Source organism: Fervidobacterium islandicum (genome assembly GCF_000767275.3).
Lineage (GTDB): Bacteria > Thermotogota > Thermotogae > Thermotogales > Fervidobacteriaceae > Fervidobacterium > Fervidobacterium islandicum.
Genome location: NZ_CP014334.2, coordinates 56,773 through 81,248 on the forward strand (window position 1 = coordinate 56,773; position 24,476 = coordinate 81,248).

26 protein-coding genes are annotated in these 24,476 nt (G+C 42.8%); 25 read left to right on the forward strand and 1 reads right to left on the reverse strand.

The window, feature by feature from the left end; translation table 11 throughout:
• Nucleotides 1-13 precede the first annotated feature (13 nt).
• From NA23_RS00240 to NA23_RS00360, 25 genes are all read left to right on the forward strand, one after another.
• Entirely contained in the window at nt 14-997 is a 984-nt protein-coding gene (locus NA23_RS00240; RefSeq protein WP_033191538.1) for a peptidyl-prolyl cis-trans isomerase, read from the forward strand.
• A 44-nt stretch (nt 998-1,041) separates the two neighbouring features.
• Nucleotides 1,042-2,115: a potassium channel family protein gene (locus NA23_RS00245; RefSeq protein WP_052107123.1), complete on the forward strand. Its 1,074-nt coding sequence runs from the start codon at nt 1,042-1,044 to the stop codon at nt 2,113-2,115.
• A gap of 33 nt (nt 2,116-2,148) precedes the next feature.
• On the forward strand, nt 2,149-3,222 hold the full coding sequence (gene mtnA / locus NA23_RS00250; protein ID WP_033191537.1) for an S-methyl-5-thioribose-1-phosphate isomerase: 1,074 nt from the start codon (nt 2,149-2,151) through the stop codon (nt 3,220-3,222).
• A 43-nt stretch (nt 3,223-3,265) separates the two neighbouring features.
• Nucleotides 3,266-4,546, forward strand: a complete 1,281-nt coding sequence (gene serS, locus NA23_RS00255; protein WP_033191536.1) for a serine--tRNA ligase — start codon at nt 3,266-3,268, stop codon at nt 4,544-4,546.
• A gap of 35 nt (nt 4,547-4,581) precedes the next feature.
• The gene (gene dxs, locus NA23_RS00260) at nt 4,582-6,471 is read left to right on the forward strand and encodes a 1-deoxy-D-xylulose-5-phosphate synthase (RefSeq protein ID WP_052107122.1); all 1,890 of its coding nucleotides are present in this window, start codon (nt 4,582-4,584) and stop codon (nt 6,469-6,471) included.
• Nucleotides 6,468-6,797, forward strand: coding sequence for an Asp23/Gls24 family envelope stress response protein (locus NA23_RS00265; RefSeq protein ID WP_033191535.1), 330 nt, complete (start codon nt 6,468-6,470; stop codon nt 6,795-6,797). The genes dxs and NA23_RS00265 overlap by 4 nt, the downstream gene beginning before the upstream one ends.
• A gap of 17 nt (nt 6,798-6,814) precedes the next feature.
• Nucleotides 6,815-8,428 carry a DAK2 domain-containing protein gene (locus tag NA23_RS00270; protein ID WP_407918646.1) on the forward strand — a complete coding sequence of 538 codons (1,614 nt, stop codon included), beginning with the start codon at nt 6,815-6,817 and terminating at the stop codon, nt 8,426-8,428.
• A 39-nt stretch (nt 8,429-8,467) separates the two neighbouring features.
• Complete coding sequence (locus NA23_RS00275; protein ID WP_033191534.1) at nt 8,468-8,917, forward strand: SoxR reducing system RseC family protein; 450 nt, start codon at nt 8,468-8,470, stop codon at nt 8,915-8,917.
• A gap of 42 nt (nt 8,918-8,959) precedes the next feature.
• Nucleotides 8,960-9,745, forward strand: coding sequence for an alpha/beta hydrolase (locus NA23_RS00280; RefSeq protein ID WP_033191533.1), 786 nt, complete (start codon nt 8,960-8,962; stop codon nt 9,743-9,745).
• A gap of 18 nt (nt 9,746-9,763) precedes the next feature.
• Nucleotides 9,764-10,297 carry a flagellar assembly protein FliW gene (gene fliW, locus NA23_RS00285; RefSeq protein ID WP_052107121.1) on the forward strand — a complete coding sequence of 178 codons (534 nt, stop codon included), beginning with the start codon at nt 9,764-9,766 and terminating at the stop codon, nt 10,295-10,297.
• Nucleotides 10,297-10,542 (forward strand): carbon storage regulator CsrA, encoded by a 246-nt coding sequence (csrA, locus tag NA23_RS00290; protein WP_033191532.1) that lies wholly within the window; start codon nt 10,297-10,299, stop codon nt 10,540-10,542. Before fliW ends, csrA begins: the two co-directional genes overlap by 1 nt.
• Complete coding sequence (gene gatC / locus NA23_RS00295; RefSeq protein WP_033191531.1) at nt 10,526-10,810, forward strand: Asp-tRNA(Asn)/Glu-tRNA(Gln) amidotransferase subunit GatC; 285 nt, start codon at nt 10,526-10,528, stop codon at nt 10,808-10,810. The genes csrA and gatC overlap by 17 nt, the downstream gene beginning before the upstream one ends.
• Complete coding sequence (locus tag NA23_RS00300) at nt 10,752-11,165, forward strand: YraN family protein (RefSeq protein WP_052107120.1); 414 nt, start codon at nt 10,752-10,754, stop codon at nt 11,163-11,165. Before gatC ends, NA23_RS00300 begins: the two co-directional genes overlap by 59 nt.
• On the forward strand, nt 11,162-11,605 hold the full coding sequence (gene smpB, locus NA23_RS00305) for an SsrA-binding protein SmpB (RefSeq protein WP_033191530.1): 444 nt from the start codon (nt 11,162-11,164) through the stop codon (nt 11,603-11,605). Before NA23_RS00300 ends, smpB begins: the two co-directional genes overlap by 4 nt.
• A gap of 29 nt (nt 11,606-11,634) precedes the next feature.
• The gene (deoC, locus tag NA23_RS00310; RefSeq protein WP_033191529.1) at nt 11,635-12,384 is read left to right on the forward strand and encodes a deoxyribose-phosphate aldolase; all 750 of its coding nucleotides are present in this window, start codon (nt 11,635-11,637) and stop codon (nt 12,382-12,384) included.
• A gap of 77 nt (nt 12,385-12,461) precedes the next feature.
• Nucleotides 12,462-13,577, forward strand: coding sequence for a glucose-1-phosphate adenylyltransferase subunit GlgD (gene glgD, locus NA23_RS00315; protein WP_033191528.1), 1,116 nt, complete (start codon nt 12,462-12,464; stop codon nt 13,575-13,577).
• Nucleotides 13,578-13,618: 41 nt separating this feature from the next.
• A complete protein-coding gene (locus NA23_RS00320; protein WP_033191527.1) occupies nt 13,619-14,866 on the forward strand; it encodes a glucose-1-phosphate adenylyltransferase in 1,248 nt (415 codons plus the stop codon).
• A gap of 34 nt (nt 14,867-14,900) precedes the next feature.
• Nucleotides 14,901-15,887 (forward strand): DUF4899 domain-containing protein, encoded by a 987-nt coding sequence (locus NA23_RS00325; RefSeq protein WP_033191526.1) that lies wholly within the window; start codon nt 14,901-14,903, stop codon nt 15,885-15,887.
• A gap of 48 nt (nt 15,888-15,935) precedes the next feature.
• Nucleotides 15,936-16,916 (forward strand): 2-C-methyl-D-erythritol 2,4-cyclodiphosphate synthase, encoded by a 981-nt coding sequence (locus NA23_RS00330; RefSeq protein ID WP_033191525.1) that lies wholly within the window; start codon nt 15,936-15,938, stop codon nt 16,914-16,916.
• A gap of 40 nt (nt 16,917-16,956) precedes the next feature.
• Nucleotides 16,957-17,511: a ribosome recycling factor gene (frr, locus tag NA23_RS00335; RefSeq protein WP_033191524.1), complete on the forward strand. Its 555-nt coding sequence runs from the start codon at nt 16,957-16,959 to the stop codon at nt 17,509-17,511.
• Nucleotides 17,511-18,227 carry a polyprenyl diphosphate synthase gene (gene uppS / locus NA23_RS00340; RefSeq protein WP_033191523.1) on the forward strand — a complete coding sequence of 239 codons (717 nt, stop codon included), beginning with the start codon at nt 17,511-17,513 and terminating at the stop codon, nt 18,225-18,227. The genes frr and uppS overlap by 1 nt, the downstream gene beginning before the upstream one ends.
• Before the next feature lies 1 nt (nt 18,228).
• Nucleotides 18,229-19,089 (forward strand): phosphatidate cytidylyltransferase, encoded by an 861-nt coding sequence (locus NA23_RS00345; RefSeq protein ID WP_203225719.1) that lies wholly within the window; start codon nt 18,229-18,231, stop codon nt 19,087-19,089.
• A gap of 37 nt (nt 19,090-19,126) precedes the next feature.
• The gene (gene alaS, locus NA23_RS00350; RefSeq protein ID WP_033191522.1) at nt 19,127-21,730 is read left to right on the forward strand and encodes an alanine--tRNA ligase; all 2,604 of its coding nucleotides are present in this window, start codon (nt 19,127-19,129) and stop codon (nt 21,728-21,730) included.
• Nucleotides 21,730-22,743 (forward strand): rod shape-determining protein, encoded by a 1,014-nt coding sequence (gene mreB / locus NA23_RS00355; protein ID WP_033191521.1) that lies wholly within the window; start codon nt 21,730-21,732, stop codon nt 22,741-22,743. The genes alaS and mreB overlap by 1 nt, the downstream gene beginning before the upstream one ends.
• 86 nt (nt 22,744-22,829) lie before the next feature.
• Nucleotides 22,830-23,381 (forward strand): hypothetical protein, encoded by a 552-nt coding sequence (locus tag NA23_RS00360; RefSeq protein ID WP_249477084.1) that lies wholly within the window; start codon nt 22,830-22,832, stop codon nt 23,379-23,381.
• Between the two features lie 48 nt (nt 23,382-23,429).
• Here the strand turns inward: NA23_RS00360 and NA23_RS00365 are convergent, their stop codons facing one another.
• Nucleotides 23,430-24,359: a DDE-type integrase/transposase/recombinase gene (locus NA23_RS00365; RefSeq protein WP_249477086.1), complete on the reverse strand. Its 930-nt coding sequence runs from the start codon at nt 24,357-24,359 to the stop codon at nt 23,430-23,432.
• Nucleotides 24,360-24,476: the final 117 nt, after the last annotated feature.

Genomic DNA, 24,476 nt, shown 5'->3' on the forward strand with positions numbered 1-24,476 from the left:
GGGGGGATTGACGATGAAACGACTAGCAGTGTTCTTGTTTCTTGTTTTAAGCTTGCTAACATTCGCTCAGCAAGACATCGTTGCCGTTGTCAACGGAAGGAATATTACCATGGATGAGTGGAACAGAGAAGCAAACGTTCAAAAACTGCTTTTGGACATCCAGAAGACCAATCAAACGTTTTATACGGTATTAACCAATACACAGGAAGGACTAGCACTGCTCGAGAGGTACAAATTGGCAGTTCTGGACCAACTGATAACAAAGGTATTATTCATACAATTTGCAGAGAAAAAAGGTGTTGCTCCGGATGATAAAGATATCAAAAACTATGTTGACAACGAAATCAAGAAGATGCTTACAGAGGCATCAATGACAGAAGCGGAGCTAAACGACTATTTAGTAGAGCTTGGAATGGGAACACTGAATGATTACAAAGAAAAACTTTACTTCCAAAGAAAGTATTCTCTGAGCATTGCAAACGTTTACGCACAGTACTTAACTGCGTCTGTGAGCGATGCGGAAGTAAAGGCTTATTACGAAAAGAACAAAGAAAAGTACACCGTTCCTTCACAGTACGACTTGCTTGTCTTTAAGACAAACAACAAAACTACTGCAGATTCTTTAAGGCAAGATGTTATCAGAGGTACCTCGGTAGATGACATATCAAAAAAATACAACATCTCACCGTTGATAAATGGCTGGGTTAACGAGAATGACACGACGAAACTTCCAAAAAACTTATGGCTCTTGGTTACAAACTCCATTAAAGGCACAACGCTACCTGTACAACAAGTAGGAAACGAGTTTTACGTTATAAGGGTGAGGGACATTAAACTTGGCGGAACGAAAACTTTGAATGACGTTGCAGAGGAAATAAAGAAAGAATTGCTTGCACAAAAACAAGAGGAAGCCACAAAGAAGGTTCTGGCTGATTTCGATGAGTTCAAGAAGACCTCGAAAGTAGAAATCAGGTACAAGAGCAATTTGATAAAGTAAAGCAAAACAGGCGAAAGTGCTCCAGATAGAAAGGCAAGAAAGCAATGCCGAACAAATCGAAGAAGCACAAGAAACACTTGAACAAGACTTTTCAGTTCCTAGAGCGTAACATCGTCCAACGATTGAAAAAGGCACTGCTCAGTATAACGGCCGTTTTCGTTGTTGGAACTTTATATTACTGGATTTTTGAAGGTTTTTCCTTTATTGATGCGCTTTTTTTCGTGGGCATCACCATATCGACAGTTGGATACGGGATACACAAAGAACTCTCGGTTTTTGGAAAGTTCTTCACATTGGCACTTATACTTGCTGGCTTGTCCATAGTCTTGTACAACGTATCCTATGTCACAGCACTGCTTGTGGAAGGTGATTTACTTCGCTTATTGAGGCAGCGGAGAGTAGAAAGAAAGGTGTCAAGGATGAAAGATCATATCATCGTTGTTGGAGTGGGGAAAATTGGTACGGAAGTTATAACCCAACTTCGCAGACTCAATGAACCCGTTGTGGCAATTGATAGCGTCATATCTGAGGAAGAATTAAAAAAGAAGCTACCTGCGAACGCGAGTGAAGTTGTGTTTGTAAGAGGTGATGCCACAAACGAGGATACCTTGCTGCGTGCCGGCATAAAACAAGCACGGGCGCTTATAACCACATTGCCCAGCGATGCGCTGAACGTCTTTGTTTCGTTAACTGCAAAGAACTTGAACCATGATATATACATCATTTCGAACATCAGTGACTTATCTAATCTCACCAAATTTATCTATGCAGGTGTTGACCATCCGATAGCCACGGCGGAAATAGCGGGTCTGAAGATGGTAGAAGCTATAGGTTTTCTGAGGAAAAAAGAGAACATAGTTGACGTACTCAACATCTTAGATCGAACGTTCCAGGTGGAGATACTCGATATTACTAATACAAAACTTTCAGGCAAGAAGATTTCAGAGCTCAGACTTAAAGAAAAGTACAACGTTTATATAGTAGCCATAATTAGAGGCGACGAGTTTATATTGGGACCTTCAAAAGACGAAGTCTTAACAAAAGAGAGCAAGATTGTTCTCTTCGGTGAAGAGAGCGGACTGGCTAAGTTCAGAGATGACTTCTTGAACGGGAAATGACCTATGAAAATATAAAGTGGGAGGGAGCACGTGATGAAGTCAAAAGCTCAAACAAAAGTTTTAAAAACCATGACTCTGGAATGGACAGGTGACGCCTTGATACTCATTGACCAGCGAAGACTTCCCTTTGAAGAAGTCTACGTGACCTGTGCAGACTACCGTGCCGTTGCACTTGCGATAAAAGAAATGGTTGTTCGAGGAGCTCCCGCAATAGGTGCAACCGCGGCGTTCGGGTATGTTTTGGGAGCAAAGGAAATAACAAGAAAGACTTACAACTACGAACAGGCCATGATGCAACTTAAAAACGTAAAAGAGACACTGGCAAGAACAAGACCAACTGCTGTCAATCTCTTCTGGGCACTCGACAGGATGGAACGCAGAGCTGTTGAGCATGGGAAATTTGAAGGACTCGTTAAGGCGTTGGAAGAAGAGGCTCTTAAGATAGCAATTGAAGACATAGAAACGAACAAAGCCATAGGCAGGCATGGTGCTCAACTTCTTGAGGATGGCTTTACGGTGCTAACTCACTGCAACGCAGGTGCACTTGCAACGGTAGATTACGGTACAGCACTTGGCGTCTTGAGAGCGGCAAAAGAACAGGGAAAGCGCATAAAAGTTTACGCTGATGAGACAAGACCGTACTTGCAGGGCGCAAGACTGACCGCTTGGGAACTCATGAAGGATGGATTCGAAGTTACGGTGATCAGTGATAACATGGCGGGCTGGGTTATGAAACAAGGAAAAATCAACGCAGTTATCGTCGGTGCCGACAGGATCGCTGCGAATGGTGATGTTGCGAATAAGATAGGAACTTACATGGTAGCGGTGCTCGCGAAAAGACACGGCATACCGTTCTACGTCGCAGCTCCAACAAGCACGATCGATATGTCTATAAGAAGTGGTGCAGAGATACCAATCGAAGAAAGATCACACGAGGAAGTTGCTACCTGCGGTGGAAAGAGGATAGTACCGAACAACGTCAACATATACAACCCGGCATTTGATGTTACCGACAACGAACTCGTGACAGCGATCATAACGGAAAAAGGCGTTGTCTATCCCCCATTCGAGGAGAACTTGAAAAAGCTCTTTGAAGAAAGCAAATGAGGATTGTCCTGCTTGTTATTATAAAACTGAGGAGTGTGAAGATATGATAGACCTTAAATTATTGAGGAAAAATCCAGAGATATTCTACGAAGCACTGAAAAAACGTAATTACTCTACAGAAATCTTGGATAAAATCGTTGAGCTTGACAGAGAGTGGAGAAACTACGTCAACATAGTAAATAACTTGAAGGCAAAGAGAAACGAACTCTCCAAAATGGTTGCAAAACTCAAGGCAGAAGGCAAGAGCGAAGAGGCGAATGAGGTAATCACAGAGAGCAAAAAACTCGGTGATGAAATCGCTCAGTACGAAGCGAAAGAGAAAGAGCTTGAAGATCAGATGTACAACCTTGCACTGTACATACCTAACGTTCCCCACGAAAGCGTTCCGGTTGGCAGAGATGAGACCGAAAACGTTGAAGTTCGAAGATGGGGCGAACCGAGGAAATTCGATTTTGAACCAAAAGCGCACTGGGATCTCGGACCGGAACTGGGCATGCTCGATTTCGATAGGGGTGCCAAGTTGAGTGGTTCAAGGTTCACTGTGATGTTTGGAGAAATAGCGAAACTCGAGCGCGCACTTGCACAGTTCATGCTGGACACTCATACACAAAACGGTTATATCGAAGTCAACGTACCACATCTGGTGAAAAGAGAAACGATAACGGCAACGGGCCAGCTTCCCAAGTTTGCCGAAGAACTTTACACCTGTGAAAAGGATGATTTGTTCCTCATCCCAACGGCCGAGGTTTCTCTTGCGGCACTCCACATCGACGAAATACTTGAGGAAAATCAACTCCCGATAAGGTACACCGCATTTACACCGTGCTACAGGCGTGAAGCTGGAAGCTACGGAAAAGACGTACGCGGATTGATTAGACAGCATCAATTTGAAAAGGTTGAACTTGTATGGTATACCACTCCAGAACGGTCCTTCGAAGACTTAGAACAGCTTACACGCGATGCGGAAAAGATCCTGCAGCTATTGGGCTTACCTTACAGGGTTGTTGCACTCTGCACGGGTGATTTGGGATTTGCTGCAGCTAAGACTTACGACATAGAAGTTTGGTTGCCATCCTACAACGCGTACAAGGAAATATCTTCTTGCAGTAACGATACAGATTTCCAAGCAAGAAGAGGCAACATGCGCTACAGAACGAAAGATGGAAAATTGAACTACGTCCATACACTCAACGGTTCAGGACTTGCAATTGGAAGAACTCTTGTTGCAATAATGGAAAACTACCAAAATCCAGATGGTACAATCACCGTTCCTGAAGTTCTCAGGCCTTACATGAAGACCGATGTAATACGACCGATGAAATAATTCGAAGCGGATGATAGATAACGGGAGAGAAGAAAATGTTAGCTTTCAACGGTCGTTTCAGTGAGGACAGAACACTTATAGAAAGAATCAGAAAGATGAATTACGATGATTTGTACAACTTCGCTGAAGAAATCAGGAAATACATGATAGATGTGACCTCCGTTAACGGGGGTCACTTAGCTTCGAATTTGGGTACTGTGGAGCTAACTCTTGCACTCTACAGGATCTTTGATCCTTACGAGGACTACATAATTTGGGATACAGGTCATCAGACCTACACCCATAAATTACTCACAGGTAGATGGGATGCGTTCAAAACGCTCCGGACATTTGGTGGGATATCTGGTTTCACGAACATATTCGAATCGCCAGTGGACAGGTTTGGTGCAGGACATGTAGGCACTTCGATAGCAGCGGCACTTGGTATTGAAAAAGCTCTGAAACTGCAGAATAAAAACGCCAACGTTGTAGTTATCATAGGTGACGGGGCACTTACAAGTGGGCAAGCACTTGAAGCCCTGAACCAAATAAAGTCCCAGAATTCGAGGATAAAAATCATCCTCAACAGCAACGGAATGAGCATATCGAAAAACGTAGGTGGCTTGTCACAGCTGCTTGAAGCTTTAAGAACGAGTAAAATATACGTGAGTATAAAAGAAAAGCTCAAAAAAGGGCTCAACGAGGCGGTTGAGTTCGAACTGAAAAAGATTAAAGAAGCGCTGAAAGTCGCACTCATAGGCGACGACTTTTTCGAATCACTCGGTGTAAAGCACTTTGGTCCCATCGATGGACACGATTTAAAATCGCTCGAAGAAGCATTAAAACAGGTGAAAGATTATCCCTATCCGACTGTACTTTCTGTATTTACGATAAAAGGCAAAGGTTACCATTATTCCGAACAAAATCCAACGAAATACCACGGTGTGGATAAATTTGATCCCGATTCTGGCACATTCGAAAAGCCGGAAGGGGCGTATTCGTACAGCGAAGTTTTTGGCACGACGCTGATGAAAATAGCCTTAGAAGATGATAAGGTTGTTGCACTAACAGCCGCCATGCCAGATGGAACAGGGTTAAGCAAATTTGCTAAACAATTTCCGGAACGATTCGTTGACTTAGGGATAACCGAACAATCTGTAGTAACCTACGCAGGTGGTTTGGCTGCTATGGGCTTCAAGCCTGTTGTAGCTATATATTCGACGTTTCTACAAAGAGCGTACGACCAGATCATTCATGACATCGCGCTACAGGATTTGGACGTGGTATTTGCAATTGACAGGGCTGGATTAGTTGGAACCGACGGACCGACGCATCACGGTGTCTTTGACATAGCCTATTTGAAACCTATTCCAAACATCAAGGTATTGACACCTCTTGACGGGAAAGACCTTGCTTGTATGTTGTGGACTGTTTTAAAAGGAAAAGACAAATACAAAGGACCTATCGCTATAAGGTACCCTCGGGACGTGGAATTTGGCAAATTAGACGAAATTTATGGTAAAATAGAAATCAGAAGTCCATTCAAATGGGAAGTTCTCGTGGAAGGTAAAGAGGTGGCCTTGCTGGCAGTTGGCGTTCTTGCCAAAAAATATACAGATATGGCAAAAACAAACGGTTGGACGTTGATTGGGGTAAGAAGTGTAAAACCTATGGACAAAGATATGCTTGAAAGGACTTTTCAAAGTCATAAATACATTTTTACCATAGAGGAAGGTACGGTACTTGGAGGATTTGGAGAGACTATTGCTTTTGAATACCTGCAGAAGTATTCAGACAAGTACGAGTGCCAAGTTGAAATCATTGGAATACAAGACGAATTCATCCCTCACGGAACGCGCGAAGAACTCATAAGATACATGGGACTCGACAGCGACAATGTAGAGCAAAGAATTAAAAAAACAGTTTCGAAAGGAGTGAGATTATGAAATTCCCAACAGAATACGGGGAAGTTGAAATCACAGTAAATGCCATAAGGAAGCTTGTGTACCTTGCGGTCCTCGAAACCTACGGACCAATAAGTATAGGTTCTGACAACTGGTTTTCAAGGTGGTTTTCATCTGAAGAAGGCAAGATAAAAGTTGAAGAGGACGAATATGGCCATTTGAAAATCGACATATTCGTCGAGGTGGAATTCGGTACAAAAGTCACAGAAGTTGCCAAAAACATCGAAGAAAATGTTGTTCACAAACTCAGTGCCTTTGCAAACTGCGAGAACCCTGAAGTTAACGTGCACGTCATAGGTGTGCGCTGAAATGGGGTGGTAACTTGTTGACAACAATAAATGGGACGGATATGAAAGGCATCTTCATGAAGGGTGCCGAAAATTTGCTTGCACACAGAGACGAAATAAACGCTTTAAACGTCTTCCCGGTTCCTGACGGTGATACGGGCTCAAACATGAGCTCAACGATGCTTGAAGCCTGCAAATACCTTGAAAACCTCACCGATGAAAAATTGAGCAACGTGCTCGATGCGATAAAACGGGGCACGCTAATGGGGGCAAGGGGAAACTCTGGCGTTATCCTTTCTCAAATATTCAGAGGTTTTTGCGATACCTTGATGAAAAAGAGCAAACTTACGGTTGCTGACTTTGTCAAAGGCATAAAAGGAGCGAAAGAGACCGCTTACAAAGCGGTGTTAAGACCTGTTGAGGGAACCATCCTTACGGTTGTGCGGGTCCTTGATGAGCATTCCAAAGAACTTTCAAATCTTGAAAGCTTTGAAGCACTCTTTGAGAAAATGGAAGAAATTGCGCTCGATACAGTGAAAAAGACGCCTTCTTTGTTGCCAAAGTTGAAAGAAGCGAACGTTGTTGATGCCGGAGCGAAGGGTTTGTACTACATCATCCAGGGATTCAAAATGTACGTACTCGGTGATACGACAATAAACCTCCAAGGTGTCGAAACGAGACCTTCCGAAGAAATTACAATAGCTTACGAAGAGCTGAAGTACCAGTACTGTACCGAATTGATTGTCAGAGCGAGGAAACCGATAACTAACGGTACGCAAAAACAGCTGGAGAATTACCTCAACTCTATGGGAGATTCAGTTGTATTCTTTGTTCAAGACGACATAATAAAACTTCACGTACACACGAACAACCCAGGTCAAGTAATCGAGGAATTCTTAAAACACGGGGAACTGCTCAAGGTCAAAATCGACAACATGAAAGAACAGCATGAACATGTTGTTGGTGAGCAGTACGCAAAAAAAGAAAGAAAAAAGATAGCCTACGTTGCAGTCTCACCTGGCGATGGAATCTCTAAAGTGCTTAGAGACCTTGGCGTAGATGAAATCGTCTCAGGCGGCCAATCGATGAACCCGAGTATGGCCGATATACTCGATGCTGTAAGACGCGCGAACGCTGAGAACGTCATCGTCTTCCCAAATAACTCGAATATCATACTAGCTGCTGAACAAGCTGCGAAAGTAGCAGAGCAGGAAGGATTAAAGGTGCATGTTGTAAAAACAATAAATGTTCAGCAGAGCGTTGCAGCAATGATCTACAGGATGGGCGAGGAAATTGACGAGATACTAAAGAGTATAGAAGAAACCATAAAAAATACAATTGCCATATCGATTACCGTCGCCGTGAGGGATTCAAAGTACGCAGGCGAAAAGATCAAGAAAGACGAGTACCTTGGTTTCTTGAACAAAGAACTCGTATCGCACCACAAGAACTTAGTGAACGTACTTGATAAACTATACCAAAAATGTAAACTCGAAGAACGTGAAATTCTAACCGTCTTCGTAGGTTCGAGTGCAACTCCAATCGAACAGAATATCGTTGAAAAATACACCAAGAAAAAATACCCAAACGTCCAAATAGAGTTCATAGAGGGAGGTCAACCGCATTACCCGTTCCTGATGATGGTTGAGTGAATTTGGTGATTAGGCGATGGTCGATAAGAGGTGGAAAACGTGAGAGAAGTGATGACAGTTACAAGCGTTGATGAGAATTACATATACGTTTCATTGTCTGTAGATCCCGGTACATGTGCTTCATGTGCGCTGAGTGGTGCTTGCTCTATCAAAAGCGAAAGTGCAAAAAAGGGCGTCTTTAAGATTTCAAAAAAGAACATAAATGAAAACCTGCTCCCCGTAATGCCTGGCGATATCGTTGTTGTCGATTTCAAATACAACACGGCAATTCTATCCATGATAGTTTACGGAATCCCACTAACAGGATTCATATTCGGAGCGCTGCTTGGATATCTATTGAAACTTTCCGACATTCTTTCATTCGTGCTAGCTTTAGTGTTCGCTGGTATTGGAACCGTAATAACGAGGTTGTATGACAAGAAGTATAAAATAGAAATCGTCGATGTAAAGAGGAACACGTCAGGTATAAACCTCGGTCATATTTCTTGACATGATCTTTATTGAGCTTTTTTGGCGATGGGGGGAATAGAAATGGTATACCACTTCAAAAAGGGGTCCGGTAATAACGGGTGGGTCGTTATAGTACACGGTCTTGGTGAGCACATTGGAAGATATGAAAGGCTCATTCAATTGCTTGCAGAGAACGATTATGGAGTCATAGGATTTGACTTGCCAGGCCATGGTAAAAGTTCAGGCAAACGCGGTCACACATCCATCGAAGAGGTCATAGACTTGATCGATGAAGTCACGAAGTCTGTTAATTCTTTTGTACTCTTTGGTCATAGCCTTGGTGGACTTATCGCCGTGCGTTACACAGAGGAAAGACCTACGAAAGTCTCAAAACTCATCGTTTCATCGCCAGCGCTTTACCTTGAGCCGAAACCGAATCAGGTGATGATGTTAAAGTTGTTCTCGTTCTTGGCACCTTCGATGACGGTGAAGAACGGAATTGATCCCAATTTACTTTCCAGAAACAAAGATGCTGTTCACAAATACATTACGGATCCCCTTGTCCACGACAGAATATCCATTAGGCTTGGCAAAAGTATGTTGCAAAACGTTCAATTAGCCCATGAGCGTGCTTCGAGGATCAAGTGCCCTGTGGCCATACTGGTAGGCACCGACGATAAAGTAACGCCACCGCACGGTGCACGCAACTTCTACGAGCAGCTTGATACAAAAAAAGTGATTGAAGAATTCGAAGGGGGCTACCACGAACTCTTTGAGGACCCTGAGTACGGGGAGCAATTCCACAAAAAAATCTTATATTACATAAAAGATTGGGAGAGCAAATTGGAAAAGGAAGAACCAGTTTAAACCGAAAGGATGAGGTAAATGGGAGCTTACAAAACAAGATTCGGTGAGCTAGAAATAAAAGACGATGAAGTGATAAACTTTCCGAACGGAATTCCCGGTTTTGAGCAGCTTAGAAGATTCATAATCTTGAACACTCCGGAAACACAGCCTATCCAGTGGCTTGTGAGTCTGGAGGATGAGAACGTAGCGTTCCCACTGATAGATCCCTGGCTCGTTATGGAAAGTTACGAAGTGGACCTATCTAAACAGGATCTTGATCTGCTCCAAGTTGAAGATCCATCGGACTTGGTTGTATGGAGCATAGTTACTATCCCCATCGGTAAACCTGAGGAAGCCACTGTGAATTTGAAAGCTCCCGTTGTGGTAAACGTAAAAAAGGGGATAGGGGTTCAAGTCATACTCGAAAAATACGAACTGAAACATCCGATAACCAAGTCAAAAACAACAGAAAATCAAACAAACGATGACGCGACTTCTTTACAGAACGTTCAAGAAGTCAAAGAAGTTGCAGATGAAGAAAAGGTGCATGAAAGAAAAGAGAGTGGTGCTTGATGTTGGTATTATCGAGAAAAGTTGGGGAAAGCATAATAATAGGTGATAACATACAAGTGAAAGTGTTGAAAGTCGAAGGTGGTGCGGTTAAGATTGGGATAATTGCACCAGCGAACGTGAGGATCTACCGCGAAGAAATTTACAAAACAATAGCCCAGAGCAACAAAATGGCTACCAATGCTGCATTTCAATTAGACAACGTACTTAAACTGAAGGAGGTTATCGGCGGTGATAAAGATAGATGATAAACTCATCGAACACCTTTCAAAACTTTCGCGCCTGACGTTTGACGAATCGGAAAAATTAAAATCGGACTTACAGAAGATTATAGACTATTTCGAGATCTTGTCCGAAGTTGATACAGAAAGTATCGAACCGATGTACACGCCTATCGAAGAGCCTTGCAAACTCAGGGAAACAGGACCGCGAGTGAACGAAAATGTTGAAGGCATTATTGAGAACTTTCCTGAAAAAGAAGGAAGACTCATCAAAGTTCCAAGCATCTACGGATGATGCAAAGAACAACCAGAAAAGTTGGAAGATAGCTGAGCAAATCGCGGCTGAGTATCTAAAGCGCAAAGGTTATAAAATAATCGAAAGAAACTACCGCACCCCTTACGGGGAAATAGATATAATTGCAAAGCTTGGCTCATCGTTCGTATTTGTTGAAGTAAAATCGGGCACGGGGTTTCGCATAAACCCTTCAGAGCGTGTTGACAAAATAAAGTACGAAAAAATATACCGCAGTGCCGAGTACTATCTGAAAGGGAAGCGATACACAAGAGCGCAGATAGATGTTGTTGAAGTTATAGATAACGGAATAATAGAAATAAAGCATTACAAAAACGTAGGGTGGGATTTTGCATGAAGATAATAGCAACCAACAAAAAGGCATATACAGATTACATCATAGATGAAACGTACGAAGCGGGCATAGTCCTTGTAGGGACGGAAGTAAAGTCCCTTAGAGAGCACGGTGCAAGCTTCAAAGACTCGTTTTGCAGGATAAAAGATGGGGAGATCTACCTGTTGAACTTGCACATACCGCCTTATCGATACGGTAACATCTACAACCACGACCCAGAAAGGCCAAGGAAATTACTTTTGCATAGAAAACAGATAGACAGAATCTGGGGAAAAATCCGTCAAGAAGGGTACACGGTCGTTCCAACAAAGATTTACTTCAACGACCGTGGGATCGTCAAAGTTGAGATAGCAGTTGCGAAAGGTAAAAAGAGCCACGATAAACGCGAGGAGATAAAGAAGAAAGAAATCGATAGAAGGATAAAGGAATACTTGAAAAGGTAATACCAAAAATACGAAAAGGAGTGAGAGATATGGATATAACAAAAGCTGTTTTGGAAAAACTTGAAGAGTTCAAGAAAAACTACAAACCTGAGACGGTTGAGATAGATTTGAAAAAGATATCGCTAAATGAGTACATCGACCACACAAACCTAAAACCTACCGCTACAACGTCTGAAATAGAATTGCTCTGCAAAGAAGCTATAGACTACAAATTTAAAGGCGTTTGCGTCAATCCCTCCTTTGTCCCATTTGTTGTGCAGAAGCTCAAGGGTAGTTCGGTTCTAACCGTAACCGTTATAGGTTTCCCCCTGGGAGCTACGAGTACATACTCCAAGGTGGAAGAAACGAAATGGGCTGTGGAAAACGGGGCACAGGAAGTGGACATGGTGATACACATAGGTAAACTCAAAGAGGGTGACTACGAATACGTGTACAACGACATAAGATCCGTTGTTGAGGCAGCAAAGGTGCCCGTTAAAGTCATTATCGAAACGTGCTTTTTAACGGATGAAGAAAAAGTCGCTGCTTGCGTACTCTCCAAACTTGCAGGGGCGACTTTCGTGAAGACATCTACGGGTTTTGGTACCGGCGGTGCCAAATTCGAAGACGTTCAGCTCATGCGTTGGGCAGTTGACGGAGAGATTCAAGTCAAAGCTTCTGGCGGTGTGCGAACCTACGAAGATGCTATCAAAATGCTTTCGGCAGGTGCAACAAGAATTGGGACAAGCTCAGGAGTAGCGATAGTAACGAACAAGGCAACTGGACAAGGGGGATATTGATAGCCGAGATAGGTGTTTAGGTGTTTTTTGGTCTTTTCGTATGTTGGTCTGGTGTGACCGATTTTGGGGGTGAGCCTATGAAAGTATTGGGGTTAATCTTAGCTGGCGGAAAGAGTGAGGCTTTGGGAAAACTGGTGTACAAGAGGGCAAGTGCGGCAGTCCCTGTTTTTGGAAAATACCGTGCGATAGATTTCACGTTAAGCAATATGGTGAATTCAGGTATATACAAAGTAGGAGTTCTAACACAGTACAACCCGAGGAGTTTGATGGACCACCTGGGTTCTGGAAAAGAGTGGGACCTTGACAGAAAACACGGAGGTCTTTACATACTCCAACCGTACATAGGCATGACGGGAGAATACTGGTACAGAGGTACGGCGGATGCGATCTTCCAAAACACAACGATGCTCCGAAGAGGCGATGAAGATTACGTTCTGATAGGTTCAGGCGACCACATATACAAAATGCTCTACAACGACATGTTCAGTTACCACTTTGCGAAAGGTGCGGATATCACACTCTTAGTAAAAGAACTGGATGATACATACGATATAACCCAGTATGGAACGGTTGTAACAGAACCTGACGGTAGGATTGTGGAAATAAAAGAGAAAGTTCAAAATCCACCGACTAAAAAAGCCTTCCTGGGTGTGTACTTTATCAACAAGTACCTGTTGATGGAATTACTCTATGATGCAGTCCCGGCAGGGAAGTATGACTTGCTTCTCGATGTTGTTATACCAAACCTTTCAAAACTGCGAGTCTACGCGTACGAATTCAACGGCTACTGGAGGAACGTAAAAAAAGGCATAAATGAATACTACAAGATGAACATGGAGGTTCTGAACAGCCGAGCACTGCGCGAGGAACTTTTCGTAAAATATGGAAAAGTTTACACAAAACTGAAAGACTATCCACCTGCCAAGTACACCAATACAGCAAAAGTAAGTAACTCAATGATAGCCGATGGTTGCATTATTTCGGGTAACGTTAAGAACTCCGTACTCTTCAGAGGAGTTGTTGTAAAGGCTGGCGCAAGGGTTGAGAACTCCATCGTGATGCAAGACACAGTGATTGAAGAGGGTGCGGTTGTTAAAAACGCGATAATAGACAAGAACTGTGTTATTAGAGCAGAACAGATGCTTGTTGGCGACTTTGAACCTGTTGTGCTTGAAAAGTGGATGGTTGTTTAGTGTGGCGTAGCGTTTTAACTGTCTAATTTGGGGGTGTGCGTATGACAAATGTTGTAGCATTAATACTCGCCGGTGGACAAGGCACAAGACTGGGAGTACTGACAGAGAAAATACCGAAACCTGCGGTTCAATTCGGAGGGAAATACAGAATAATAGATTTTACACTCAGTAACTGCGTTAATTCCGGAATTTACAGGGTGGGTGTCCTTGCTCAGTACAGGCCACACCTTTTAAACAAGCACATTGGCATAGGAAAACCTTGGGATTTGGACAGAAAGGGTGGCGGGGTGACTATACTCCAGCCATATTCAACACTGACAGAGAGCGTCTGGTACAAAGGAACAGCGGACGCGGTTTATCAGAACATAGAATTTGTTGACGAATTCTCGCCCGAATACGTTGTCGTTCTTTCAGGTGACCATATATACTCAATGGATTACAGTGAGTTCGTTTACTACCACGTCTCAAAGGGTGCACTTGCAACGATAGCGTGTATGGAAGTGCCTATATCAGAAGCACATAGATTTGGTATAATGGTAACTGATATAGATTACAAAATCGTTGATTTCCAGGAAAAGCCAAAGCAACCGAAATCCAACCTTGCTTCGCTTGGCATTTACGTGTTCAGTTGGGAGTTCATAAAGCAGGCACTTATTGAAGACGCGAAAGATGAATCGAGTGAGCACGATTTTGGTAAGAACGTAATTCCGAAGATACTGTCAACCGGGCGTGTCTACGCCTTCCCATTTGAGGGCTACTGGCAAGATGTTGGAACGATAATGTCTTACTGGGAGACAAACTTAGAGCTTGTAAGGCCTATCCCGCCGTTCAACATCCATGATCCGAATTGGAGAATCTATACAAGGTCTGAGGAGATGCAACCAGCGTACATATCCCCAACTGGAGAAGTGAGGAACTCTATTGTCAGTGAGGGTTGCGAGATATACGGGCTGGTCGAGAACAGCATCCTTTCTCAAGGTGTAACAGTCGGTGAAAATAGTGTTATCAGAAACAGCGTGATAATGACAAAAGTCGAGATTGGCGATAATGTCATAATAGAGGATGCAATCATCGCCGAAAACACGATCATCAAAAATGGTTGCAAAATAGGGATTGGTGAATTTGCCGAAAGCAAGTACGACAAAAAGGTCTACAATTCCCACATAACCGTTGTCGGAATGGACACAGTAATCGAAGAAGACTGCGAATTCGGTAAAAATGTCGTTATCGGCAACGACAGGCTCATTCCAAAGGGCACGAAGATAGAGAGTGGAGGTTACTTCTTCTGATAACTAGTCCTAGCTACAAAGAGGAGGAATTTACGTGGACCTTTATTTCATAAAAGTGCGGGCGAGAAGCAAAGGAACAGCTGAAGAGATAGTTGGATACTTCTTTGGCAAAACCAACGGTGCACCAGACTTCGACTTTCTGGTCGTTCCTTTGCGCTATTCTGAAGTGGTGGATAATATAACCTTAGATGAAGACCTGAGGGAATTCAAAGAAAAAATTGACAAGGCAAAGCAAAAAGTAAAGGAAATACCGGGCGTCTACGACGTCACAATAGCATTTATCGCTTACCTTAACAACATGATGAATCGTCGCGGTAAGATACCTTTGGGCATAGAATTTTCAACGGCTATAAAGGAGAACGACACCGAAGTTCTTAGAGTTATCATCTCAGACCTACTCGAGGAATGGAGCCCGAAGATGGAGGTCTTTGTCAAAGCCCAGGGGCTGCTCTTGGAAGAATATTCCGCGTACACGTTTCTTTCGATGCAAGAAGATTTTTCCGATGAAAATGTTGCGAAAGTTTACACACGTCCGGATGTTGCAGACTTACCGGAGGTCTTTCCTGTCATTGACCCCATTAACGGTACCTCGATTGTCCAATTTGACGTAGGTGACAAAATTCCAGTCGTTATTTTAAACCCTGGCAAGTACGAAAAGCAGATACGTGAAAAATTCCCCAATTTTGACAAGGACAAGTTATCAATAGAGGCAACTATCTTAAGCAAGGAACTGGTTCGGGTAAAAGGTGGAAACTTGTACCTGGTAAAAGTGGAACTTGACGAAGGATTGATAGCAAAAGGTTTAGTAAGTCCTGCTCTGAAAATACTAAGTGATGAGGCATACTTTGAAAAAAGAAGAAGACAGCGCGTAGTAGAACAGAAAGAACCCACAGAAAAATACCCGAAGACCATCAAAGTTGAAATCCCATCAACAACGGGATCCGAACTTCTTATATCTCTCATGACCACACTTTTAATAACGGGGGCTTTACTCATAATTATTTACCTCTTTGCCAAATAATGAAAAATAGGCAAATGCTGAGCAATAAGCAAAATCAGGGGTGGTATCTTGCAGACAACTACTGTGAACGAGAAGAACATCGGCAAGGTAGTAGAACTCGTTTACGAAGAAAAGCAAGAGTTCTATGATGAACTTTTTGGTAAGAATGCATTGAAGTACATAAAAGAAGCATTTGAGTACGATATACCACCTTTCATAAAGAAGAACTGCATAGTTTTAGAAGATCAAAAAGGCGTAAGAGCTGTACTTTTGTACGCAACCAAAGCAGAATTTCGACACGGATACCAAAGGTGGTTCAGTGTTCTTGGACTAAAGATAATTCCTGTTGGAGCCAAGATGATCTACATCATAGAAAGAATATTGATGGATTTTTCCATCGATGATTTGTACGTTGTTTCATTGGCTGGAGAGTTTAAAGAACAGCTTTTATACAGGTTCATAAAATCAAGCAGGTATAAGAAAATCATTGTTGATACGCTGAATTCCGATTTATACGAGCGGTTCAGCTTTGGAGAAGAAAAGCCAATACATGCAAAACTGAAAAGGTTCTCGAAATTTTGTGACTACCACACATTAACCGGTATAGGTTGGGACACTCATCCGCTTGTCCAAGGCAGAAAATTAATACTCGGTGGAGTTCAAATAGATTCTCAACTTGGCCTTCACGGTCATTCCGATGCAGATGTGCTTTGCCATGCGCTTATCGACAGCCTACTTGGAGTGACTTTGAAAAAGGATATAGGTGCTGTATTCCCAGAAAACGACGAAAACAAAGGTCGGAGCAGTTTAGAGATGCTGGAATTAGTCGTGCAGACCGTTAACAAAAGCGGTTTCTTCCCATCATCTGCAGATTGTGTTATAATTTCACCGATTAAGTTGAAAGATTACAGGGAAAAGATATCGAATAGGCTCGAAAACGTCCTGGGTTGCCCGGTTTCGATAAAATTCAAAACTGGTAATGGTGTATACCCTGAATCCGAGATGAAGGGAATAACGGCAATGTGTGTAACAAATGTGGACAAGGTGTGAATCTTGAAAATCTTTAAATAAAGAACTGGAGGTGTTAGGGATGGTGAACAGCTTTCTGAAACAAGCGGAAGAAAAGATGAAAAAATCTGTCGAGAAAATCGCCGAAGAACTCAAACATTTGAGGACAGGAAGGGCCACACCAGCTGTCCTTGAAGAAATAAAAGTCGACTACTACGGCGTTCCAACTCCCGTTCTCCAAGTTGCTCAGGTAACAACTGAAGAAAGACAGCTCATAGTCAAACCTTGGGAAAGGAACCTATTATCGGCAATAGAAAAAGCAATACTTGCCAGCGACCTTGGACTTACCCCAGTGAACGATGGGAACGTTGTAAGAATCAACTTCCCAACGCCGACAACAGAGCAAAGACAGAAATGGGTTAAGAAGGCAAAAGAAATCGTAGAAGAAGGAAAAATAGCGGTCAGGAACATCAGACGTGACATATTGAAGGAAGTAAAAGATGCAAAGAAGGATGGGAAGATTTCCGAAGATGATGAAAAAAGACTTGAAAAAGAAATACAAAATGTCACTGACAAATACATAGCAGAACTCGATAAACTATTCGAGAAGAAAGAAAAGGAGATAATGGAATTTTGATGGTAAGCGAAAACCAAAGCCAAGTTCGGTCTTTAGCCCACATCGCATTCATAATGGACGGAAATGGAAGATGGGCAAAAAAACAAGGCAAGCCACGCACATACGGGCATTACGTTGGTGCATATAAAATAGAGGATGTTGTCCGATGGTGCGCCGAACGTGGCGTAAAGTACGCCACTTTCTACGCATTTTCAACAGAAAACTGGAAACGTCCGCCAGAAGAGGTCAATTTTATCCTTGGCTTGCTTGTTGAAAAAGTAGGCGAGTTCTACGAACGCATGGCGAAAGAGCATGTCAGACTGCGTTTCATAGGTAGAATCAACGAATTACCAGAACCGGTAAAAGAAAAGTGTATTGAGTACGAAGAAAAGACAAAACAGTTTGAGAGAATACAGGCAATACTTGCTTTGAACTACGGTGGTCGGGCGGAAATGGTGGATGCTGTGAAGAAGATAGTAGCAGCTGGAATTAATCCTGAGGATATAACCGACGAGACCATTAGACAGCACCTTTACGCACCGGACATCCCTGACCCAGACCTTATAGTCAGAACTTCTGGTGAAATGAGACTCAGCAACTTTTTGATATGGCAGGGTGCGTACAGCGAGCTATACTTTAGCGACCTACTATGGCCAGAATTCACTGAACAGGAACTTGACAAAGCGATCGAATCTTACAAGCGTCGTGAAAGACGCTTTGGGGGGATAAAGGGTTAATATGCAAGACCAAGGCACAGGCAAAAATTCAGTTGGGGATAACTCACTGAAGAGAGAAACTATCCAACGGGTAATAAGTGCTTTTATAGTTGTTCCTTTTGTCGTATTTTGTTTTGTCTCCTATCCCAGCTTAGTTGGACTTGTTGCAACTATCGTCTTGATCAGCTCTGGTGAGTTTTTTTTCACAACGTTGAAAAAACATGATCCGTGGCTATCAATAATCTACACAGCATTGGTAACAACTTACCCAGTTCTTTACGGTGCCGCGTTCCCCAACAACCCGATGGAACTGTTAGCCGTTGTCTTCATAGTGGGTTCAGTATTTGCACTCAGTAGGGTGAAAAACAGAGAGATAATAACAGAAGTGTACTTTGCTTACTCGGTGGCATTGCTTTACATAAGCTTCTTACTTTCGTTCTTTATCCCATTGTACGCGAAGTACGGTGCAGCGATGTCTTTGCTTACGCTCACACTTTCCTGGTCTTACGACAGCTTTGCTTACGCATTTGGTATGACGATGGGCAAGCACAAATTCGGCAGCTATTACAGCCCCAACAAAAGCTGGGAAGGTTTCTACGGTGGTATATTTGGAACGTTCGTCTACATATTGATATACCAATTTGTTACAAACACTGTCCTTAAGTCGAATATACATATGAATCCACTACTGGCACTTGCTTTGGCCGTTATAACCGGTGTCTTTGACACGTTCGGTGACATTTTTGAATCGTCGATAAAAAGGCACTACGGAGTTAAGCATATGGGAAATCTCATGCCAGGCCACGGTGGCATGCTCGATAGAATCGATGGATTGTTGTTCATAACACCTGTTATTTACATTGTTCTTAACCTATTCTACTAATTTTGCAAAATAGTCTGGAGCGGAGGTGCTAAGGTTAATGAAATACATGACCAGTGATGAAATAAGAGAAGCGTTTTTATCTTTTTTTGAGAGCAAGGGGCACAAACGATTGCCGAGTGCTTCGCTTATACCTGATGACCCGCAACTCATGTTTACCGTTGCAGGTATGGTGCCTTTTAAACCCATCTTTTGGGGTAAGGTTGAGCCTGTGTACACACGGGTTACAACCTGCCAAAAATGTGTTCGAACGAACGACATAGAGAACGTTGGTAGAACACCGAGGCACCACACCTTTTTTGAAATGCTCGGTAACTTTTCCTTCGGCGACTACTTCAAAAAAGAAGCGATCGAATGGGCTTGGGAATTTGTCACAAAAGTACTTGAAATGCCAGAAGAAAAACTGTGGGTAACGATTTACGAGTACGATGATGAAGCCTTTGAGATCTGGAGAGCCATCGGTATCCCTGAGCACAAGATAATTAGAATGGGAAAAGAAGACAACTTCTGGGGTCCAGCTGGTCCAACAGGTCCGTGTGGTCCGTGTTCTGAAATCCATTACGACACAGGCCTTGAAGTACCGGTCAAGGATGGGGGTATTCCAACCCCAGCCAACACCGATGGCAGATTCATCGAGATTTGGAATTTAGTTTTTACCGAATTCTATCAAGACGAAGAAGGCAAATTGCACCCACTTCCAAGAAAGAACATAGACACCGGAGCAGGTCTTGAAAGAATATCAGCGATGATGCAAGGAGTGCTCTGGAACTTCGATACAGACCTCTTTGCACCGATCATCGAAAGAATCCAAAACGTGCTCAGTGTCAAATACAAAGAAGATCCAAAAAAGGACGTTTCGATAAGAGTTATCGCCGACCACGTACGAGCGGTCACGTTCATGATAGCCGATGGAGTCCTTCCGTCTAACGAGGGAAGAGGCTACGTTTTAAGACGCGTGCTGAGACGAGCTTTAAGACACGGGGTATTGCTTGGTGCAAAAGAGCCATTCCTCTACAAGATAGTTGAAAGCGTTGTTCAGAAGATGGGCCATATCTATCCCGAGATCTTAGAAAAACGCAGCTTTGTTGAAAACATAGTCAAAGCAGAAGAACTTAAGTTCATCTCCAACCTCTCAAGAGGTCTCGAACTTGTCCAGAAGATCATTGAAACAAAGGGCAAGATAACCGCGGAGGATGCATTCAAACTGTATGACACGTACGGATTCCCGATAGACATACTGCGCGACATAGCCCAAGAAAACAACTACGAACTCGACGAAAAAGGCTTTGAAGCATATCTTGAGCAGCAACGCGAAAGGTCAAGAAAAGCGCAGGGCGAAGTCGAATTCGCACAAAAAACCGGATACGAAACACTCGACGTAGAGACCGTATTTGTAGGTTACGACACAATGGAATCTGAAGGTACCGTGCTGAAGATCAAAAAAGATGGTGAATTCGTTGATAACGTAGAATCTTCAGAACCGATCCTGTGCGAAATTGTCTTGGACGTCACGCCGTTCTATGCGGAAAAGGGTGGCCAAGTTTCAGATAAAGGAACAATTACATGGGAGCATGGAAAATTCGAAGTTGAGTACGTCTACAACCCAGTAGAAGGTATAATTGTTCACAGAGGAAAACTAACAGGAAAACTCAGCGTTGGAACGAAAGTACTTTCAAAAGTCGCCCCAATTAGAAAATGGACGATGAAAAACCACACAGCCACACACTTACTCCATGCTGCACTGAGAAGAGTACTGGGCAACCATGTGCGCCAAGCTGGTTCACTTGTAGAACCCGAAAGACTGAGATTTGACTTCACCCACTACCAAGCACTCACGAAAGAGCAGATACAGGAAATAGAAAACCTAGTAAACGAAGTCATACTCAGCGCGATTCCTGTTGTTACCGAAGTAAAGAGCTACGATGAAGCGGTCAAAGAAGGTGCAATTGCGCTCTTTGAGGAAAAGTACGGAGATTACGTAAGGGTTGTAAAAGTTGGTGACTTCAGCGAAGAACTCTGTGGTGGAACCCATGTCAAGAACACTGGCGAAATCGGTTTGTTCAAAATAGTGTCAGAAAGCGCAGTAAGTGCAGGTGTTAGAAGGATAGAAGCGATAACGGGCTTCAATTCACTTGCATACGTACGCAGGCAAGATGAGATATTGGACAGCCTCAAAGAAAAACTCGAAGCCCCAGTTAGTGAACTTCTTTTGAAAGTTGAAAGACTCATAGAAGAGAAAAAGACACTAGAGCGCGAACTTGCAAACTTGAAAAAACGCCTTGTTAACCCAGATGCTATCGCGAGCAACGTAAAAACTTGGAACAACGTGAACTACGTGGCTAGTACTCTTGAAGAGATCGACCCTGAGGTTTTGAAAGAGCTTACAGACGAAGTTTCTGAAAAAATCAAAGGTTTGGTGTTACTCATCTCCAAACTCGGTGAAAAGGTCGTCTTCACTGTAAAAGTTCCAAAAGAGCTGACCACTGAGTACCATGCTGGAAACATCGCGAAAGTCGTGGCCAAAATCCTCGGTGGTGGTGGAGGCGGAAGTCCGACGTTCGCACAAGCAGGAGGAAAGATTGCTCAGAACATCCCGGAAGCAATAGAAACATTTGAAAAGATAATAAGAAAGGAAGTGCAGTGATGTTTGCTAGGTCGGATCTGGGAATAGACCTTGGAACGGCTAACACACTTGTCTACGTACGTGGCAAGGGTATAGTAATTAACGAACCATCCGTCATCGCAATCAACGTCGAGACAAACGAAATAATAAAGGTCGGAGCCGAAGCCAAGAAGATGCTTGGCAAAACACCGTCTTACATCCAAGCGATAAGGCCACTAAAAGACGGCGTCATCGCAGACTACGACGTAGCACTTGCCATGCTTACGTACTTCATAAACAAAGCGCAGGAAAAGTTCTCATTCTTCCGCCCAAGAGTAGTCATAGGCGTTCCGTACGGTGTGACCGAAGTCGAAAGCCGTGCACTGCTCACAGCTGGAAAAGAAGCGGGAGCCAAGAAAGTCTTCCTCATAGAAGAACCTATGGCCAGTGCATTGGGTGCCGGGCTTCCGGTTGAAGAACCTCAGGGTAGCATGATAATAGATATCGGTGGTGGAACGACCGAAGCTGCGGTTATTTCGCTTGGTTCCATAGTCACCGCTACATCGACAAGAATTGCTGGTGATGAATTTGACGAAGCGATAATACAGTACGTTAGGGAAATATACAGGGTCACGATAGGCGAGAGAACGGCCGAACGAGTGAAGATAGAGATCGGAAACGTGTACCCACTCAAAGAATTCGACGAGCTCCAGACTGAAATTGTTGGAATTGAATTGTCGTCAGGGCTACCGAAGAGACTGATACTGACTGGAGGCGAGATCAGAGAAGCGATTCGTCCAACGGCTATGCAGATAGTTGAAACAGCGAAGCTAACACTTGAAAAGACGCCTCCAGAACTTGTTGCAGATATCACCGAAAGAGGAATCGTTATTTCTGGTGGTGGTTCCTTACTTAGGGGCATGGCTGAACTTTTGTCAAAAGAGACGGGCATAAAGGTCTATCAAGCAGACGACCCGCTTAGCTGTGTGGCAAAAGGTGCAGGGTTGGTACTTGACAAAATCGACATACTGGCGAGGCTGAAGAGTGTAGAATGAAAATCAACTATGTGTCTTTAGTTTTCATCATCTTATTGACAATCTTTTTTCTTGATGTATTCACAAACAACAGCATATCACGTTCATTGCATTCAATACTCTCGGCGATTGCATCACCGCTTTTCAGTGCAAAGGCCTTTCTTGAAGATTATTTTGAAAAATACATAATTATTCAGAACATAAAACTCTTTTCCGATGTAAAACCGGACGAGTTTGTAGTACTAAGCGAAGATTTAAAAGGATACTACGTTCGAAATCTCAGGAAAAAGGGATTGATTTTAAACGAAAAGGGCCAGCTCGTTGGTTTTGTCGAAAAGACAGGAGACGTAGGATACGTTTCAAAGTGGTGGGAATCGGAATTCCCTGTAACCGTCCAGGCAACAGACTTAACAGTTATCGGATACTACAAAGATTATAAAATCACAATTCCGGATCCAAACATATCGACAGAAAAACTACAAGGTAAAGTCTACATGTCCGAATATCTTCCATACGGTAAACTCTTAAAAAACTATGACCTAAATCTAGGCTACTACGAAAACGGAAGATTCGAAATAAACATTCCTAAGGTTTCAAAGAAGGTTATCTTACTTGAAAACTACGAGACAGATATAGCTAATCCAGAAAATTCGGAATAAATGAAATTTGAAACAACTCAGTTTGAACCTTACAACAGGGGGATGCTGTTAACTTGTAGTGATGGAAGACAATAGAACACAGATAACACGCGCAATATCATTCTTGTTCAGTTTCAAGAGATTTCTCACTACACAAAAGCTGTTCACGTACATTGGAAGATTGTCAATATTCTTAAATCCACGCTTGGCTCGTACAAAGTCTTGGAATAACGAAAATTTAGATTCACATTGATTGTTCTGCCCAAGTCTCACAACTATATGGTTGATATTCTTGTATAGTATCTTCACTGCACCATACGCACCAAGTCCATCTGTAATTAGTTCGATTGTTCTTTCGTTGTTACCAAAGAACTTCTCTAACAATATCTTCACTTGACCCATATCGCGATATTTGGATACATGCCAAGCAACAATAAGATTCGAATCGTGCTCAACTAAGAACCAAACGTAGTACTTTTTGGATTTAAACAAAACGACAGTTTCATCACCATGGACTTTGAAAGCATCTACAGGAACGAGGATGGAAAAGAAACAAGACAACTTAAGGATCCACTTGTAGATAGCGACATGAGAGACTTTGATATTAAGTGAGTCTCTGATGGAACGCAAGGACACAGCTTTGAAATAAAGGACGAAGGCTTTAAGGACAATAAAGATAGGGAAACGGAAGAACTTGAAAGAGTCGAAAGGAAGAGGGACAAATTGAGGTAAGTTAGTTGGGATTTCGTCTCTGGTATGGCAAGAACGGCAACGGAACTTAACGAAGGCTTTTTTGATTTTGTGGATTTGCATAGTTTTTCCACAGACAGGGCATTTAGGATAAGGGAAAGAGAAGAGCTTGTGTTTTTTTGAATGAACAAGTCTGAAAGTGCGCTTACAGTCTTTGCAAAAGTATTGTTGGTTACCGTACTTATCATGACCGTTTTTGTAGATGTTGGTAGAGCCGCATTTGGGGCAAGAGACTACAGAATTTTGCATAGTGGAGTACCTCCTTTTTGTGAGAATTGATGGTGGGGGGTGTTCCACTAATAAGAAGATAATACGGTTTTTGGAAATTTTCAATACTTTTAGTTAACAGCATGCACCTTACAACAG

Bases quoted from the DNA above. Each gene is read 5' to 3' on its own strand.
- csrA (WP_033191532.1), top strand. From the start codon at position 10,297: ATGTTGGTATTATCGAGAAAAGTTGGGGAAAGCATAATAATAGGTGAT.
- NA23_RS00345 (WP_203225719.1), top strand. From the start codon at position 18,229: ATGCAAGACCAAGGCACAGGCAAAAATTCAGTTGGGGATAACTCACTG.
- NA23_RS00320 (WP_033191527.1), top strand. From the start codon at position 13,619: ATGACAAATGTTGTAGCATTAATACTCGCCGGTGGACAAGGCACAAGA.
- NA23_RS00245 (WP_052107123.1), top strand. From the start codon at position 1,042: ATGCCGAACAAATCGAAGAAGCACAAGAAACACTTGAACAAGACTTTT.
- dxs (WP_052107122.1), top strand. From the start codon at position 4,582: ATGTTAGCTTTCAACGGTCGTTTCAGTGAGGACAGAACACTTATAGAA.
- smpB (WP_033191530.1), top strand. From the start codon at position 11,162: ATGAAGATAATAGCAACCAACAAAAAGGCATATACAGATTACATCATA.
- mreB (WP_033191521.1), top strand. From the start codon at position 21,730: ATGTTTGCTAGGTCGGATCTGGGAATAGACCTTGGAACGGCTAACACA.
- frr (WP_033191524.1), top strand. From the start codon at position 16,957: ATGGTGAACAGCTTTCTGAAACAAGCGGAAGAAAAGATGAAAAAATCT.
- NA23_RS00280 (WP_033191533.1), top strand. From the start codon at position 8,960: ATGGTATACCACTTCAAAAAGGGGTCCGGTAATAACGGGTGGGTCGTT.
- deoC (WP_033191529.1), top strand. From the start codon at position 11,635: ATGGATATAACAAAAGCTGTTTTGGAAAAACTTGAAGAGTTCAAGAAA.
- serS (WP_033191536.1), top strand. From the start codon at position 3,266: ATGATAGACCTTAAATTATTGAGGAAAAATCCAGAGATATTCTACGAA.
- uppS (WP_033191523.1), top strand. From the start codon at position 17,511: ATGGTAAGCGAAAACCAAAGCCAAGTTCGGTCTTTAGCCCACATCGCA.
- NA23_RS00365 (WP_249477086.1), bottom strand. From the start codon at position 24,359: ATGCAAAATTCTGTAGTCTCTTGCCCCAAATGCGGCTCTACCAACATC.
- NA23_RS00240 (WP_033191538.1), top strand. From the start codon at position 14: ATGAAACGACTAGCAGTGTTCTTGTTTCTTGTTTTAAGCTTGCTAACA.
- fliW (WP_052107121.1), top strand. From the start codon at position 9,764: ATGGGAGCTTACAAAACAAGATTCGGTGAGCTAGAAATAAAAGACGAT.
- mtnA (WP_033191537.1), top strand. From the start codon at position 2,149: ATGAAGTCAAAAGCTCAAACAAAAGTTTTAAAAACCATGACTCTGGAA.
- alaS (WP_033191522.1), top strand. From the start codon at position 19,127: ATGAAATACATGACCAGTGATGAAATAAGAGAAGCGTTTTTATCTTTT.
- NA23_RS00265 (WP_033191535.1), top strand. From the start codon at position 6,468: ATGAAATTCCCAACAGAATACGGGGAAGTTGAAATCACAGTAAATGCC.
- glgD (WP_033191528.1), top strand. From the start codon at position 12,462: ATGAAAGTATTGGGGTTAATCTTAGCTGGCGGAAAGAGTGAGGCTTTG.